At 43.6% G+C, this 15,468-nt stretch carries 12 protein-coding genes; 10 read left to right on the plus strand and 2 right to left on the minus strand.

Annotation, left to right across the window (positions count from 1 at the left end):
• Positions 1–105: 105 nt before the first annotated feature.
• Positions 106–444: a Grx4 family monothiol glutaredoxin gene (locus tag AAFM34_RS05115; protein ID WP_341660648.1), complete on the plus strand. Its 339-nt coding sequence runs from the start codon at positions 106–108 to the stop codon at positions 442–444.
• A 90-nt stretch (positions 445–534) separates the two neighbouring features.
• Positions 535–2,484 carry a DNA topoisomerase III gene (locus tag AAFM34_RS05120; RefSeq protein ID WP_341660650.1) on the plus strand — a complete coding sequence of 650 codons (1,950 nt, stop codon included), beginning with the start codon at positions 535–537 and terminating at the stop codon, positions 2,482–2,484.
• A 37-nt stretch (positions 2,485–2,521) separates the two neighbouring features.
• On the opposite strand, the gene AAFM34_RS05125 is transcribed toward AAFM34_RS05120, so the two are convergent.
• Complete coding sequence (locus AAFM34_RS05125; protein ID WP_341660652.1) at positions 2,522–3,202, minus strand: SDR family oxidoreductase; 681 nt, start codon at positions 3,200–3,202, stop codon at positions 2,522–2,524.
• 158 nt (positions 3,203–3,360) lie between these two features.
• On the opposite strand from AAFM34_RS05125, the gene AAFM34_RS05130 reads away from it, so the two are divergent.
• The 4 genes from AAFM34_RS05130 to AAFM34_RS05145 all read left to right on the plus strand — a co-directional run bounded on the left by AAFM34_RS05130 (position 3,361) and on the right by AAFM34_RS05145 (position 6,711).
• Complete coding sequence (locus AAFM34_RS05130) at positions 3,361–4,299, plus strand: histone deacetylase (protein ID WP_341660678.1); 939 nt, start codon at positions 3,361–3,363, stop codon at positions 4,297–4,299.
• Positions 4,296–4,778, plus strand: coding sequence for an NUDIX domain-containing protein (locus tag AAFM34_RS05135; protein ID WP_341660654.1), 483 nt, complete (start codon positions 4,296–4,298; stop codon positions 4,776–4,778). The genes AAFM34_RS05130 and AAFM34_RS05135 overlap by 4 nt, the downstream gene beginning before the upstream one ends.
• Positions 4,779–4,976: 198 nt before the next feature.
• On the plus strand, positions 4,977–5,312 hold the full coding sequence (locus AAFM34_RS05140) for a helix-turn-helix domain-containing protein (RefSeq protein ID WP_341660656.1): 336 nt from the start codon (positions 4,977–4,979) through the stop codon (positions 5,310–5,312).
• Positions 5,305–6,711, plus strand: coding sequence for a HipA domain-containing protein (locus AAFM34_RS05145; protein ID WP_341660658.1), 1,407 nt, complete (start codon positions 5,305–5,307; stop codon positions 6,709–6,711). The genes AAFM34_RS05140 and AAFM34_RS05145 overlap by 8 nt, the downstream gene beginning before the upstream one ends.
• Before the next feature lie 284 nt (positions 6,712–6,995).
• On the opposite strand, the gene AAFM34_RS05150 is transcribed toward AAFM34_RS05145, so the two are convergent.
• Positions 6,996–7,742, minus strand: a complete 747-nt coding sequence (locus tag AAFM34_RS05150; RefSeq protein ID WP_341660660.1) for a hypothetical protein — start codon at positions 7,740–7,742, stop codon at positions 6,996–6,998.
• A 695-nt stretch (positions 7,743–8,437) separates the two neighbouring features.
• Between AAFM34_RS05150 and AAFM34_RS05155 the strand changes: the two genes are divergently transcribed.
• The 4 genes from AAFM34_RS05155 (at position 8,438) to AAFM34_RS05170 (ending at position 15,432) form a co-directional block, all read left to right on the plus strand.
• Positions 8,438–13,549: a response regulator gene (locus tag AAFM34_RS05155; RefSeq protein WP_341660662.1), complete on the plus strand. Its 5,112-nt coding sequence runs from the start codon at positions 8,438–8,440 to the stop codon at positions 13,547–13,549.
• A gap of 80 nt (positions 13,550–13,629) precedes the next feature.
• Positions 13,630–14,664: a two-component system response regulator gene (locus AAFM34_RS05160; protein ID WP_341660664.1), complete on the plus strand. Its 1,035-nt coding sequence runs from the start codon at positions 13,630–13,632 to the stop codon at positions 14,662–14,664.
• A gap of 177 nt (positions 14,665–14,841) precedes the next feature.
• Positions 14,842–15,138: a hypothetical protein gene (locus AAFM34_RS05165; protein WP_341660667.1), complete on the plus strand. Its 297-nt coding sequence runs from the start codon at positions 14,842–14,844 to the stop codon at positions 15,136–15,138.
• Between the two features lie 126 nt (positions 15,139–15,264).
• Complete coding sequence (locus AAFM34_RS05170) at positions 15,265–15,432, plus strand: hypothetical protein (RefSeq protein ID WP_341660669.1); 168 nt, start codon at positions 15,265–15,267, stop codon at positions 15,430–15,432.
• The last annotated feature ends 36 nt before the right edge of the window (positions 15,433–15,468 follow it).

Below are 15,468 nucleotides of genomic sequence, written 5' to 3' on the forward strand. Positions count from 1 at the left end.
AATAAACTTGTGGTATAAAGCCATAAACATTATAGGCTTTTTATTCTCTGACAATGGTTTAAAATATGCTAATAATTTGCGGTAATACCATATAAAGAGGAAGCAATGGAAACCATAGATAAAATTAAACAGCAAATTGAAGAGAACGCTATCCTGTTGTACATGAAAGGTTCTCCAAAGCTACCTAGCTGCGGCTTTTCATCTCAGGCGTCTCAAGCATTGATGGCTTGTGGCGAGAAGTTCGCTTACGTTGATATTCTACAAAACCCAGATATTCGCGCTGAACTGCCAGCCTACGCTCAGTGGCCAACCTTCCCTCAGCTTTGGATTGAAGGCGAGCTGATTGGCGGTTGTGACATCATTATTGAGATGTTCCAAAAAGGTGAGCTTCAGCCATTGATCAAAGAAGCGGCAGAGCGCGCAGGCTCAGACAAAGAAGAATAAAGGAACTACTGTTTAAATTTACAGTTTTTCTTGATTTCTAAGGGCTACATTGGTTAATGTAGCCCTTATTGTATCTGCTTGAAATTATTTATGACGCGTCTATTTATCGCCGAGAAACCAAGCCTTGGCCGCGCTATTGCGGCAGCGCTGCCTAATCCACAGAAAAAAGACCAGGGTTTTATTCGTTGCGGTAATGGTGATGTGGTGACCTGGTGCATTGGCCATTTGCTGGAGCAAGTAGAGCCTGATGCCTACGATGGTAGATACAAAAAGTGGAACATGGCAGATTTGCCCATAGTGCCGCAGCAGTGGCAGCTTAGACCAAGAAAATCGGCCAGCAAGCAATTAACCGTGGTAAAAAAGCTGCTCAAAACCTGCACAGAAATCATCCACGCAGGCGATCCCGATCGTGAAGGGCAGCTTCTAGTCGATGAAGTGTTGGACTACTGTAAAGTGGCGAAAGCTAAGCAAACCAGTGCGCAGCGACTTTTGATCAGTGATCTCAACCTTCCCGCCGTAAAACGCGCCTTAAATCAAATGCGCAGTAATCAGGAGTTTATTCCTCTTTCTATTTCAGCGTTGGCGCGCTCTCGTGCTGACTGGCTGTATGGCATGAATATGTCACGAGCTTATACTTTGCTTGGCCAGCAAGCGGGCTATCAAGGTGTCCTTTCTGTTGGGCGAGTACAAACGCCAGTACTTGGCTTGGTGGTGCGACGCGATGAAGAAATAGAAAACTTTGTTCCTCGGGATTATTTTACGCTCGATGCGCTGATCCCTTATCAAGATGGCGCGCGTCAATTTGATATCCGTGCTCGTTGGAAACCCAGTGAGGCTTGCCGCCCTTGGCAAGACGAAGAGGGCAGAGTACTCAATCGAAAGCTGGTGGAGAATGTTGCAAGCCGAATCGCCAATCAGGCGGCGAAGGTGGTTGAATCAGAGCAAAAACAAACCAAGCAGTTCGCACCGCTGCCGTATTCGTTGTCTGCGCTACAAATCGATGCAGCCAAACGCTTTGGTATGAGCGCTCAGCAAGTCCTTGACACTTGTCAGTCCTTGTACGAAAAACACAAGCTGATTACCTATCCACGCTCTGACTGTCGTTACCTTCCCAAAGGTCATTATTCTGAGGCAAGCAGTGTGTGTGATGCCATTAGCAATAATGCCAAAGAGCTTAATTCAGCCGTCTCTCAAGCCGACTTAACACTCAAATCCAAAGCTTGGAATGATAAAAAGGTCGATGCTCACCACGCTATTATTCCCACGCCTAAAAAAGCGTCAGTCAATGCGTTATCCGCCAATGAGATGAAAATCTACCAGCAAATTGCGCGTCAATATTTAATGCAGTTCTATCCTGCGGCTGTGTATGCCGAAGCTAAACTGGTGTTTGATATTGCTGGTGGTGAGTTTGTTGCCAAGGGGCGCCAACTGGTTTCTGCGGGGTGGAAAGCGCTACTTGGTAAAACCGATGAAGAAGACACAGGGGTAGATACCGTTCCTCCTTTACCCAAAGGCAGTGTGCTAACTTGCCGGGAAGGGGAAATCAAAGATCGTAAAACTGAGCCTCCCAAACATTTTACGGAAGCGAGCTTGTTGCAAGCCATGACAGGTATTGCGCGTTTTGTCTCTGACAAAGAGTTAAAAAAGATCTTAAAAGAGACCGATGGTCTTGGTACTGAAGCGACTCGCGCAGGGATCCTCGATACCTTGTTTAAGCGCCAGCTTCTTAAAAGACAAGGCAAAACAATTTTAAGTTCGCCTGCGGGGCGAGGTCTTATTCATGCTCTGCCTGCTGAATCAACCTATCCTGATATTACCGCCCACTGGGAGCACCAATTGCAGGGAATGGCGGAGAGAAATCAAGCTTATCAACCTTTTATGTCGGCGCTTCAAGGAAAGATTGATGGTTTGATGCAGCAAATAAAGTCACAACCTGTTCCTGAATCGCTGCGCCATTTACCAAAAGTGGAAAAGCCTGCTTATAAACGCAAGCGTGGCGGGCGCGCTAAATACAGTGGTAAAAAGCGCGTCGCAAGCTAACGCCTTATTGCCAAGGTATCAGTTATCAAGCTATCAGTTACCAAGGTATTGGCGAGCCATCGAAGTTAATAAACTCACCCGAGTTGTCTGCCGTTGCAGACTCAATAACCTCAATTAAGCCTGAAGCGGAAGTCTCTGTAGTGATCATGGCGTTCGGCCCGCCCATGTCTGTAAGTACCCAGCCAGGATGAAGCGCCAATACAGTAAAGCCTTGGCTGGCGAGATCGTTACTTAAGCTTTTCACGACAGAGTTGAGCGCGGCTTTTGAAGAGCGGTAGATATAGGCTCCGCCAGATGTATTGTCACCCATGCTACCCATTTTTGAAGAGATACAGGCGATCTTTTTCAGTGAGCCTCTTTCAAGGTTAGGGTAAAGGGCTTCAACCAATTTCATCGGCGCTATGGTATTGATTTCCAGTACCTTACGCCATTCTTCAATATCAGTTTCACCAAACATATAGCCTTTTGGCCCATAATATCCTGCGTTGTTGATTAAAATATCTATCTCAGGAAGCTGGCTTGATAAGGTTTCATAACGGGCGTAGTTAGTGACATCGAGCTGATGGCAATGCAAGTTTGGACTTTCGAGCTTAAACAGTTCGCTGGCATGACTTTGCGAGCGATACGTTGCATGTACTTGATAGTTTTTGGCAAGGTAATGCTTAACCAAGCTCAAGCCTATACCTCGGTTCGCGCCAGTAATAACCACTGTAGTCATGGGTAATCCTTATTCGTTAGGGAAGGGTAATTAAGAAAAAAGACGTCTTGCTCTAAGCAAATCAATTTAAGCATGTTTTGCAATTGGGCGACAACTTGTTACCATGCCAAGCATCAAAATATGCGCAGATAGTCGCTCAAAAAGGTCAACAAAACCTAATGATTCCACTAGTCTATCACCCAATTTACTCCAAGCTCCCTTTGCCTGATGGGCATAGGTATCCGATTCACAAATATCGGCTCCTTTATCAAAAAATCGAAACCAAGCGCCAAAGCGATAGTCAGTGGCAAGCAGGGTTTTGCTACCATCAGCCCGAGCCGCTGTTAAGAGAGGAAGTTGAGCAAACCCACTGCAAGCAGTATATAGAGCAGCTTTTTTCCGGGACGTTAGCGGTTTCGCCCATGCGGCGTATTGGCTTTCCATGGAGTGAGAGCTTGATTGAGCGCACGCTCACCTCCGCTGGCGGAACATGCTTGAGCGCAGAGCTTGCCATAGACAAAGGTATTGCTATCCATCTCAGTGGTGGTTATCACCACGCACATTATGATTATGGCAGCGGCTTTTGTTTGCTGAATGATTTGGTGTTGGCTGCCAAACGAGCACTGCGTCAAGAGGGTATCGATAAGGTGCTCATCGTTGACAGTGATGTTCACCATGGCGATGGAACCGCGACCTTATGCCAAGACAACCAAGCGATTGTTACTCTTTCTTTCCATTGTGATAAAAACTTTCCGGCCAGAAAGCCAGACTCAGATATGGACATTGCTCTGCCAAAAGAGACCAGCGACAGCGAATTTCTCAGCACGTTTGAGTCGGTTGTGGAAATGGCGATTAATCTTCATCAACCGGATTTGATTTTGTATGACGCAGGTGTGGATATCCATCAAGAAGATGAACTAGGCTATTTTAACATCAGCACGCAAGCGATTTTTGCCCGCGATAAGCGCATGTTTGAGATGGCAAAGCAACGCGCGCTACCGATAGCCTGTGTGGTCGGTGGTGGCTACCGAAGCGATCACAGTGAATTGGTGCCTATTCATATGCAGTTATTGAATGCCGCCTTTGAGGTTTATGCTAAGAGCGAAGAAAAATCATGAAACAAAGAATTAGAGCGGCAGGCATTCTTATTCATCAGCACTCGATATTGCTTTTAAAAGTCAAAGACTTCACCGGCGAATATTGGGTGCCACCCGGCGGTGGTATGGAAGAGGGGGATAAAAGCTCCAAAGCATGTTTAGTTAGAGAATTTAAAGAAGAAGCAGGCCTAGAGATTGAAGTGGGCGATCTGGTTTGTGTGCGCGAGTTTTTAGAAACCGAGAAAAACCGCTACCACTGTGAGCTGTTTTACCATGTGACAAGTCATCGCGGCGAGCCCCACCTTAATAACCTTGTTGGATTAAACGATGAGCATTACATCCAAAAGGTAGAGTGGGTGCCTTTGTCTGAACTCACCGAAAAGCGCATATACCCCAAAGAACTTGCCCACAAGCTACTCGAACTTATCGACAACCAAGAATTTTCGACCCATCTAGGCAGTTATGTTCAGGGTGAGAAAGAAGAGGTTGATTATTTGTAAGCTATCTCCTGCCACAAAGTCAGTTTGGTGGCGTTCTGTTCTTTGCTCAATAACGTTGATTGAACCAATAAATTAATTATAAGTGATTTAAATTGCACTTATAGAAATTTTTTAATTCAGTTACTACAAAAGTGAGTTATAGTGAACTTATATGTTAAGGCTAACTCAATAGTGGCAAAAGTACATTAAAAGGCACTTATGAAAAAAGGTAAGATGGTGAAGGCACAACCTATGCCTGATTTGAATACCGAGTTCAGTATGGAAACGTTAGGGAGCGCCATTCGCTCAAAGCGCACCGATAGAGGCTGGCGCATTGATGATCTCGCTTCGAAAGCCAATTTATCTCGTAGGACAGTCATGAAGGTAGAAAAAGGCGATACCAGTGTCACCTTTGCCAATGTACTCGTCCTTATGGATATCTTAGGGTTGTCGTTACGCCTTATTGACTTAAACCTATTTGTTTGTCCACATAGCCAAATAACCTCCCAAGCTGAAAACAGCGTGAGAAGCAATGAGGAAGGTTGGTATGAGTAAGTTACAACAGTTAGACGTGTTTATCGGTACGAATACCAAAATTGGTCGTTTGACTCTCCCCGTCGGAACAGAAACAGAGTTCTCATTCATCTATGAAGAAGAATGGAAACACACTGGTTTCCCGATTTCGCCCCGCATCCTTTTCGATGATCAGGCTTCGCCACGTAGTATCGAGAACTATCTCAGAAATCTCCTTCCTGAAGGAGAAGCCTTTGAGGAGATGATACAAAACACCACTATCTCCAAAAGCAACACGTTCGGGCTGATTCGTAAGCTTGGTGCGGAAACATCTGGCGCATTATCTTTTCGAGTTTCAAACTCAGAACCTGAGGAAACCAGCTTTAGAGCTGTCCCTGATGATGAGCTCATAGAACGACTAGAGCGAAATCTATCGCCATTAGTGTATTGGGACGGTAAGGTTCGCCTTTCGGTTGCCGGTGTGCAAAACAAGTTAAACTTACTTAAGCGCGGTGATGAATGGGGATTTGGTGAAGGAAAATTAAGTTCAAACTACATTCTAAAGTTTGAAAGTGGTAAAGCACCGTGTATTGCTGTTAATGAGTTCTTTTGTATGACATTAGCCAAGCTAGCAGGCTTGGATGTCGCTAATGTTGAACTAACTCGTATTGGGAAGACCAGGACATTGATCATAGAGCGGTTCGATCGTGCCTATATTGAAGCTCGTGATGTCGTTCAACGGAAACATGTAATTGATGGCTGTCAGGCGACTGACTTACCTCCAGGTTACAAATACGAGCGTCAGAATGGGGATGAAGGTGATGGTGTATATATGCGTGATGGCGTTTCTTTCCCGCGCCTATTGAACGTCAAAACCATAGACACGGTAATCACTAATCTAAAGCTTGCCCAATGGATGTTCTTTAATCTAGCAACGCTAAACTACGATGCTCATGGTAAAAATATTAGCTTCTTCGTCACCCCTAAAGGCCTTGAACTGACTCCTTTTTATGATTTAGTAAACATAGAAGCTGTCGCTCAAGAGGGAGCAAAACGCAACTCGCGAAGCGGTAAATTGTCTGCTGATGAGGGTCGTGCAGTCAGTATCCCTCAATATTTTGCCATGTCGATTGGAGATTGGGAAAGCGAAGACTTTCAAAATCCGCCAAAAGGTAACTTCAAACGCCCTATCACCAGCTATGATTTAGCCGAATTCGGCGCTCTGCTCGACTATTCAGGTACCAAAATCGCTTCCATAATGGTAGAAACCCTTGGTGCCGTAAAGAATGCCCTAAAGGAAACGGTTGAACTTACTGAAGCTCAGGGAATTGATGACGGAGAGCGTGAACACATAGAACTATGTGTCTCACTCATCCAAACAGAGTGTGAATACTTGTTAGCGCAAGCCGACAGTGTGCCAGAAATGAGTGAGCTTCTTTAATGGCAAATGCAGGTGGGCTCGTTAGCAATTCTATAAGCCATTTTTGGACAGAAGTTTCTTAGAGTCATTACTTAAATTAGTAAAATACGAATAACTTTAGGTATGGGAAAGTCGCTTAGTGAAATGACCAGTTTTTTCAGGTTCAGGTCATTGATAAGTGCAGATATTGGAAGTCTGTAGAGACAGCATTCAACGAGAGGTGAGCAACGGCAATACCTAAGTTACGCATAGTGGCTAAGGTGGTATGCGTTTCGAATCACTCTTAAACAGTTTGTTATGAGTATTTACTCATCATCACTTGGAAGTGGCACAAAAGGAGAGTGTGCACCTTCCATCGCAACACCAGTGCCCATTGGTTCTACCTCAAAATCTGGATCACTATTGTCCTCTTGAGGTTTATTGTCCTTTGGATCACTCATCTCAGATACCTCGATAGATTGTTTGACACTATGATTTTGGTACAACGCCTCACCTGACATTGTTATCGCCAACAATACCATACAAAAGGCAGACGCTGCAATATAGTTATAACCCCAGGTCAAGAGTTTTGCCTTTTTATCTGAGCTGGCTCTCCGTTCTTTTACGGATTTTTGTAGTCCTTTAAAAAATGAGATTCTTATGGTCGCTATATTGTTATTTTTAAACTTTTCCAACATAGTCTCTTCAATATCTAAGACACTTGTTGTTGTCATTTTCAGACAAAGAAAAAACATCACCCACGACAGAGATAGGCTAACAAACACCAATGCAGCTAAGACATACACGTATGGTGTAAAACTTACATCCTCATTACCACTTACCCAGTTAACGAGAGCTGAAAACGCCGTAATGACGACCGATATGGCAGTAATAAACTTGACGCTTTTATCATCTAACCGATAGAACCGTTGAACTTCAAGTTCAAATGCCTTTAGCGCATGGTTGTACAATAAATTCCATTTATCGTCAGGCCAGTTTTTCTCCGCAATAGAGTTGAGTCCATTTAACTCACTTTTTATCGCTTTAAGCGATTTATAAATTTTACTTGTCATATACCTACCAATACTTATAACGCTTATTAAACGACAAATTGTCGTCTGCCATTCTTCAATGACGCCGTCATTTTCATGTTAACTCAAAATATAATCAATAAGTTATTCCACATGATGGTAACTTGTAATACAATATATTGCCTAATAACAAGAATGATAAGTTATCAACTCAATCGAATAAGTTTTAGTAGGGTAAACTCACGTACTCTGAATTGTGTATAGTATTTAATCAAAGTGATTTTGGGGCATTTCCGACTTAAAATACCAGTGCACGAAAGAGCAAGTCCAAGATATACCAACAAGGACTAAAGTAAGTGTGATTTATAACGACTGTGCTCAAGCAGCGAAAGCCGAGTGCGTTATGAGCAGCGCAAAGAGTATATGGTTAATAAAATTCACTCTCTTTCTGCGCTCTATCTTTAGGACATCAAACTCTTGGCCTCTCTCGTCAGGGAGTCTGTATAAAGATGCCAAGAAATTATCCATTAGATTATTATTTTGTGATCAAATACTGCTTAATTATCAGTTCAATACACAACTTTTCTTAACCTAATCACATTGATTGACCTAACCCGACATAGGCGGTAGAGATTGGCTTATGTTGGTACGCAAGATAGATAAATTGCGTATATCCTAACTACATAATATTGCTACAAACTGCTCCTTTGGTGAGTGTATGGACGGATATGGTTAGGATGACTTGGGCGATTTGGTTGTCGCTACTTTTATGGAGTGTATTTTTTTCTTCTCAAACTATTGCTCAAAGCCAAGCTGCAAACTCTTCTCCGCTAAAAGTCGCGTACTGCGTCGACTGCGTGCCTTTTCAATATCAAAATGAGCAAGGTGAAGCTTCTGGGCTGATTATCGACTTATGGAAAATTTGGACAGATAAAGTTGGGCAAAAAATAGAATTTGTGCCCTACATTTGGGATGAAACGTTGGCGGCTGTCGGGCGCGGTGACGCTGATATTCATGCTGGCCTTTACTACAACGAGAGCCGAGACGAGTTCTTGGACTATGGCACTTTGTTAGCTCGCACTAGCTCTCATATCATATTGAGAAATGATCAGCCTTCTTTTGATACGCTAAAAGCGTTAGAAGGGGTTAAAATTGGGGTAATAAAAGGCGACTTTTTAGAAGGCTATCTTAAGCAAAGGTTGCCTGAAGAAAACATCATTACTTATCCTAGCTATCAACAGCTGATTGCAGAGTTAAAAGCAGGAACCTTAGATGTGTTCTCGGCCGACACCCTAACCGCAACCTATCACCTGCAAAAAGACGGTATTCTTGACCAATTCAATTTAGAGCCAGCGCATATATTGTTTTCCGATACGTGGAGAGCGGCGGTAGCAGAAGGAAATGCTTCCTTACTGGATATTATTAACCAAGGCTTTGACCTTGTTTCCCAAGAAGAACGCATTGCCAACTTTCAGAAGTGGAACCCTTCTTCTGTCAATCAAACTAATGGCCGCAGCACCCAGCCAACGGCTCATCAAGAGATTGAAAATGATGAAATAGTGAGAATATTTATCGCTATCGCCTTGATTTTAGGCCTTTTGATGTTTTCGTTAGCATTCATCTTACCCAAGTTTTTGTCTAATGAATTAATGGCAAAATACGTCGCGTCGCGAGCCTTTACTTATTCAATAATTTCGACAACTTGCGTTATTTCTTGTGTGATTCTATTTCTGGTTTGGCACACCATTGAGCAGAACAGAAAAGTGACATTGCGTAGTGTTGAGCAAGATCTTGTGTTTGTATTAGAGCGAACCAATGACAGCCTAGAGGATTGGGTAAAAGACAGTGAAACGTTTCTAAATAGTTTGGGTAAACATCCGCACCTTGTTTCTCTCACAGAGAAGTTGCTCCAGATACCACAAAACAAGCAAAGTTTACAGGACTCGCAGGCATTAAATGACATCCGAGTGTTTTTTGACCAGCACGAGGAGGATTTTGGTAGTGTTGGCTTTTTCATTATCAACAAGGATAGAGTCAGTATTGCCTCTAGGCGCGATACCAATTTAGGCACGGAAAACCTCATCGCGATACAGGCTCCTCAGCTTCTTGAGAGAGCATTCCAAGGAGAAGCGGTTTTTATTCCTCCGATTCTCTCTGATGTTTACATTCAATCAGAGAAAATGGGCGAAGTGCCCACAAGACTGGATGCTTTTAATATGTTCTTCGCTGTACCGATTCAAAATGATAGTGGGGAAGTTATTGCGGCAATGACACAAAGGTTGTTGCCAGGGGGTAGGTTATCGAAAATCATGCAACATGGCAGTATCGGCCGCTCAGGTGAGAGCTATTTGATTAATCTCGATGGGGGAATGATTACCGAAAGCCGATTTATTGATTCACTTGAAGACATTGGCTTGTTAACAGCAGGGCAAGATCAAGATACCTTACTGGCCTTAAAAGACCCGGGAGGAAACTTGATCGAGGGATTTGTGCCAGCTAGCTCTACTGCCGAACAACCCTTTACGCTTATGGCGCAGAGTGTCATGGCGATGGGGAAATCCGCTCAAGGAAAAGTAAACCCTCATATCAACTCGAATGTTGAAGGTTATAGAGATTATCGAGGCGTGCCGGTTCTTGGCGTTTGGAGTTGGAACCAAAACCTGGGTGTTGGCATAACCACTGAGATAGACAAGTCAGAAGCACTTGAATCTTTCTATCAAATGCGGCTTTACCTATTTTCCACTGCGTTTGTAGCGCTGCTGTTAGCGGTAGCCTCAAGCATGCTTACTGTGACCATAGGGCAGAGAGCCACCAGCTTTATGCGTCGCTCGAATGAAGAGTTGGAGAGTCGCGTCGGTGAACGCACCGTGGCGTTAAAAGAAGCAGAACAACGCTCTCGAACTATCTTCGAGAACACCAAAGATGGTGTGATTGTGATTAATGAACTGGGTATAGTGCAAGAATTTAACCCGGCAGCAGAGAGTATTTTTGAATATCCACGAGAAGATGTTGTGGGGCAAAACATCAAAATGTTAATGGGAGAGCCACATCGAGACAAGCATGATGGCTATTTGAAAAAATACGCCCAAACCAAAGAGGAGCATATTTTAGTTCGCAACACTGAGTTGGAGGGCAGGCGCTCAACCGGAGAAATATTTCCGATCGATCTTGCTGTAAATGAAGCGCTCTCGGCAGGAGAAACGATTTTTGTCGGGATTATACGTGATATTACCGAGCGTAAAGAGGCAGAAAAAGAGTTAAAAGATCGAGAAGAGCGGCTGTGGGATTTGTATGAAAACGCGCCAGTGGCTTACGCATCCGTAAACCTTGCGGGAGAGTTTGTTAAACATAATAAAGCGTTCTCAGAGCTATTGTGTGTTGAAAGAACGGATATTAAAAATGTCAACTGGCACGATGTTATTTCTCCAGACTTCATAGAGCATAAAACGTTATTTGATAGTGTATGCGACGGTGAAAGCCTGTTTTGTCATGAAATCCCAATCGTCCGGCGTGACGGAGAACATATAATTACTGAAGTGTCAGCGCTACCAAGCTTTAATGATAATTCTGAGTTACAAGAAATTAGAATTACCATGACGGATATTACCGCCAGAAAGACTGCAGAAGAGGCGTTAAAAGAAGCGAAGAAAACCGCAGAGGAAGCGACTAAAGCAAAATCTGATTTTCTCGCCAATATGTCGCATGAAATTCGCACCCCTATGAATGCCATCATAGGAATGTCTGGGCTCGCCCTAAACACGGATCTAGATAATAAGCAGAGAAACTACATTGAAAAAGTCAATCGTTCAGCAGACAGCTTGCTTGGCATTATCAATGACATCTTGGACTTTTCCAAAATTGAAGCCGGTAAGCTGGATATAGAGTTTATTGATTTCCATTTAGAAGAGGTAATGGACAATCTGGCTAACATAGTGGGCATTCGAGCCGAAGAGAAAGGGCTTGAGCTGTTATTTGATGTTTCAGCGGATGCGCCTACGATGCTAATTGGTGATCCGCTGCGTTTAGGGCAGATTCTGACTAACCTTGGCAACAACGCAGTGAAATTTACCGACCAAGGCGAGATCCTTGTATCGGTGAAAGTGAAGCAGTTAGACGATGAGTCGGTGACTTTGCACTTTTCGGTCAGGGATACTGGTATCGGAATGACATCTGAGCAACAACAAAAGCTGTTTGAATCGTTTAGCCAAGCAGACACATCGATTACTAGAAAATACGGCGGCACAGGTTTAGGCCTTACTATTTCTCAGAAATTAACCCATATGATGAATGGAGAAATCTGGGTAGAAAGCGAGAGTGGAAAAGGCAGTACGTTTCATTTCACCGCTAGTTTTAAATACCAAAAAAACGTCCCGATTGGCCGAGTGAAACCCGAGCTTCCGGAGCTGAAAGGCCTACATGTATTAGTGGTTGATGACAATGCGACCGCTAGAAAAATCTTCTCTGATATTCTCTCCTCATTTGATTTTAATGTGACAGCCTACAGTTCTGGCTCCCAAGCGATAGAGCACTTTGAGCAAGGTCTAAGTGCCGTTGATCTTGTGGTGATGGATTGGCAAATTCCAAATATCGATGGGGTTGAAGTGACAATGCGAATCCATGAGAGACACCCTGATTTGCCGGTTATTTTAGTGACCGCTTTTGGTCGTGACGAGGCATTAGAAGCGTCAAAACGGGCTCGATTTGTACGAGTGCTTAGCAAGCCTATTTCAGCATCAACCATCCTTGATGCAACTATGGAAGCCTTCGGTCATGATCCTGAAAAACGGGAACATATGCGAGCGGCAGTCGACGACCTTGATGCGGCAATGAAAATTCGTGGTGCTAAGGTGTTGCTTGTAGAAGACAATGATATCAATCAGGAACTGGCAATGGAGCTTTTGTCCTCGGCTGGCGTTGATGCCAAAGTCGCTGAAAATGGGGAAATAGCATTACAGATGCTCGATAAAGAAGCATTTGACGGTGTATTGATGGATTGCCAGATGCCAGTTATGGATGGGTATACCGCGACGCGGCTGCTACGCGAGAAAGAAGAGTTTAAAGATCTTCCCGTTATTGCCCTGACTGCCAATGTGATGTCAGGTGATATAGAAAAAGTTATTAGCGCGGGAATGAATGCTCATATAGGCAAACCGATTAACGTGCGTGAGCTATACACAACCATGGCAAACTGGATCACTCCTTCTAACCCAGCAGGAGAAACGAGTATTCAACAGGACTCTGATGAAGAGGTGAGCAGTTTTGAACCCTTGCCAGATTTGCCTGGCATCAATTTGAAGAAGGGCTTAGCGATAGCAAACCAAGATCAGAAACTGTATCGGAAACTACTGCTGAAATACAAAGACTCTTACAGCAATTTCGCCGAGACCTTCAATCAATCACTACAATCAGAAGACAGTCAAGAGCCGCAAAGATTAGCTCATACTTTGAAAGGGGTGGCTGGAAACATTGGAGCGACAGCTGTTCAGGCTGCCGCTGAGAAATTAGAGAGTGAATGTAAAACAAATACTGAGCCGCCTGCAGACGTTGTAGATGCTCTATTATTGGAGCTGAATAAAACGCTAACTGGTTTATCAGATCTAGAGCAGGCTTCAACGAATGTGAAGACTGATGGGGAGTTTGACCAAGCAGCCTTCACCGCTTTGATTTCCCAGTTAAGAGAGCTGTTGGAAGACTATGATACCGAAGCCATGGAGATTGTTGATGAGTTAGCTTCAATGCCTTTGGAACCGCAAATAAATACCATAGTAAAAAAGATAAGCAATGCGATAAGCGAATATGATTTTGAGCACGCTTTGTCATTTCTTGAACAATTACATAGTGATGAATAGCGGGCAATTAGGCGAAATCTATGCTTGTGAGTACGCTTTGGTGATCACTACAAGAAAGAAAATGGATTTAGGAGTCAGTTATGGATAAACAGATAGTGCTTGTGGTCGACGATACCCCCGACAATATTGATGTGATGAGTGGTATTCTTCGTCCTGACTATAAAGTGAAGGCTGCGCTTAGCGGAGCCAAGGCTTTAAAAATAGCGGCGAGCACGCCTAAACCTGAGATCATCTTGCTTGATGTCATGATGCCAGAAATGGACGGTTATGAAGTTTGCAAAAGGCTAAAGGCGGACTCAATAACAGCAGATATTCCAATTATATTTGTCACTGCAATGAACGCAGAAGAGGATGAAACTTACGGTTTAGAGCTGGGTGCTGTCGACTACATCACCAAGCCTGTTCGTCCATCTATTGTCAAAGCTCGTATTAAAACTCATCTAGCCCTCTATGATCAGAATCGCCATTTAGAAAAAACTGTACAAGAGCGAACAGAAAGCCTGATAAGTACTCAGCTGGAAATCATTCGAAGGTTAGGTCGAGCGGCCGAGTTTAAAGACAACGAAACGGGCCTACATGTTATTCGTATGAGCCATTATTCTCGCCTGATGGCCGAATCTATGGATGTGTCGGAGAAATGGAGCAACTTGGTGTTTAACGCTGCTCCAATGCATGATATTGGAAAAATTGGTATTCCAGATTCGATTTTGCTTAAGCCAGGAAAGCTTGATGACCAAGAGTGGCAGCTAATGCGTAAGCATCCAGAATTTGGCGCGCATATTATCGGTGAGCATGAATCAGAGCTTCTGATCATGGCGCGGGAGATTGCTCTGGCTCATCACGAAAAATGGGACGGCTCTGGTTACCCTCATGGATTGAAAGGCGAAGAGATCCCACTGTCGGCAAGAATCATTGCCATAGCGGATGTGTTTGATGCATTAACGACCGAAAGACCTTATAAAAAAGCTTGGTCAGTGAAAGAGGCTGTTGCTTTAATAGATGAAGAATCCGGCAAGCATTTCGATCCTTCGCTCGTCGCTATTTTTCATGAAGTGATGCCAGAGATTCTGGACATAAAAGAGCAGTATGCAGAAGCGCAGCAAGCTGACAATTAGAGAGCACCCGAAAAGTGTTTGCCTTCACTTTTTTTACAAGTGCCAAATAGATAAGAAGAGGAATCATCGATTGTTCAGACTCTAGAATGTTTTGTTTTCAAACTAGTTAGATAAGTTTGACCGCCAGTTAGTTCATCTACTATTACTTGTCTATTGAGGGAATCAAAGTGATAGCACATGAACATTATAAAGAAACTATTTTTAGTGGCAGTTGGACTGATAAGCTATTCATCTATTCTACACGCATATGAATACACCTTTGCTTCATTAGCAAACCATCCTGAACAAACGATTAGCGGCAAAATCATAACTCAAATTTATGGTCAACTTGGTTACGATATTGAGGTTACCCCTTTACCTGGGTTAAGAGCTCAAAGTGCTGCCAATTCAGGTAAAGTGGCCGGAGAAGTTGCTCGGATCTGGGAGTATGGCGATCAAACGCCCAATGTTATTCGTGTTCCAACCGCCTATTAATCTCTCAAAACGGTAGGGTACGCTCTGAGTAACAGTGGAATAAAGGTAAACAATAAAGAAGAGTTAAGCCAGTATAAAGTGGTTATTATTCGAGGGGTTAAGCATACGGCTGGAATAACTCGAGACATGAAAAAGAGCAATATCGAAATTGTTGATAGCCCAGAGGCTATGATTCAATCTGTGTCTAATGGGCAAGCGCAAATTGCACTAACAAACCCTCTACTTGGTAGCATACTTGTTAAACAATTAGGTGAGAATAAGATGGAGCTAGTTGGCCTAATGCCGTTCACTTAAGGTGAGCGGCATTGTTTTTTCTGGGGTATCGGCTTG

This window comes from Vibrio sp. (genome assembly GCF_038138445.1).
Classification (GTDB): Bacteria; Pseudomonadota; Gammaproteobacteria; order Enterobacterales; family Vibrionaceae; genus Vibrio.

Bases quoted from the DNA above. Each gene is read 5' to 3' on its own strand.
- AAFM34_RS05115 (WP_341660648.1), top strand. From the start codon at position 106: ATGGAAACCATAGATAAAATTAAACAGCAAATTGAAGAGAACGCTATC.
- AAFM34_RS05120 (WP_341660650.1), top strand. From the start codon at position 535: ATGACGCGTCTATTTATCGCCGAGAAACCAAGCCTTGGCCGCGCTATT.
- AAFM34_RS05125 (WP_341660652.1), bottom strand. From the start codon at position 3,202: ATGACTACAGTGGTTATTACTGGCGCGAACCGAGGTATAGGCTTGAGC.
- AAFM34_RS05130 (WP_341660678.1), top strand. From the start codon at position 3,361: ATGATTCCACTAGTCTATCACCCAATTTACTCCAAGCTCCCTTTGCCT.
- AAFM34_RS05135 (WP_341660654.1), top strand. From the start codon at position 4,296: ATGAAACAAAGAATTAGAGCGGCAGGCATTCTTATTCATCAGCACTCG.
- AAFM34_RS05140 (WP_341660656.1), top strand. From the start codon at position 4,977: ATGAAAAAAGGTAAGATGGTGAAGGCACAACCTATGCCTGATTTGAAT.
- AAFM34_RS05145 (WP_341660658.1), top strand. From the start codon at position 5,305: ATGAGTAAGTTACAACAGTTAGACGTGTTTATCGGTACGAATACCAAA.
- AAFM34_RS05150 (WP_341660660.1), bottom strand. From the start codon at position 7,742: ATGACAAGTAAAATTTATAAATCGCTTAAAGCGATAAAAAGTGAGTTA.
- AAFM34_RS05155 (WP_341660662.1), top strand. From the start codon at position 8,438: ATGACTTGGGCGATTTGGTTGTCGCTACTTTTATGGAGTGTATTTTTT.
- AAFM34_RS05160 (WP_341660664.1), top strand. From the start codon at position 13,630: ATGGATAAACAGATAGTGCTTGTGGTCGACGATACCCCCGACAATATT.
- AAFM34_RS05165 (WP_341660667.1), top strand. From the start codon at position 14,842: ATGAACATTATAAAGAAACTATTTTTAGTGGCAGTTGGACTGATAAGC.
- AAFM34_RS05170 (WP_341660669.1), top strand. From the start codon at position 15,265: ATGAAAAAGAGCAATATCGAAATTGTTGATAGCCCAGAGGCTATGATT.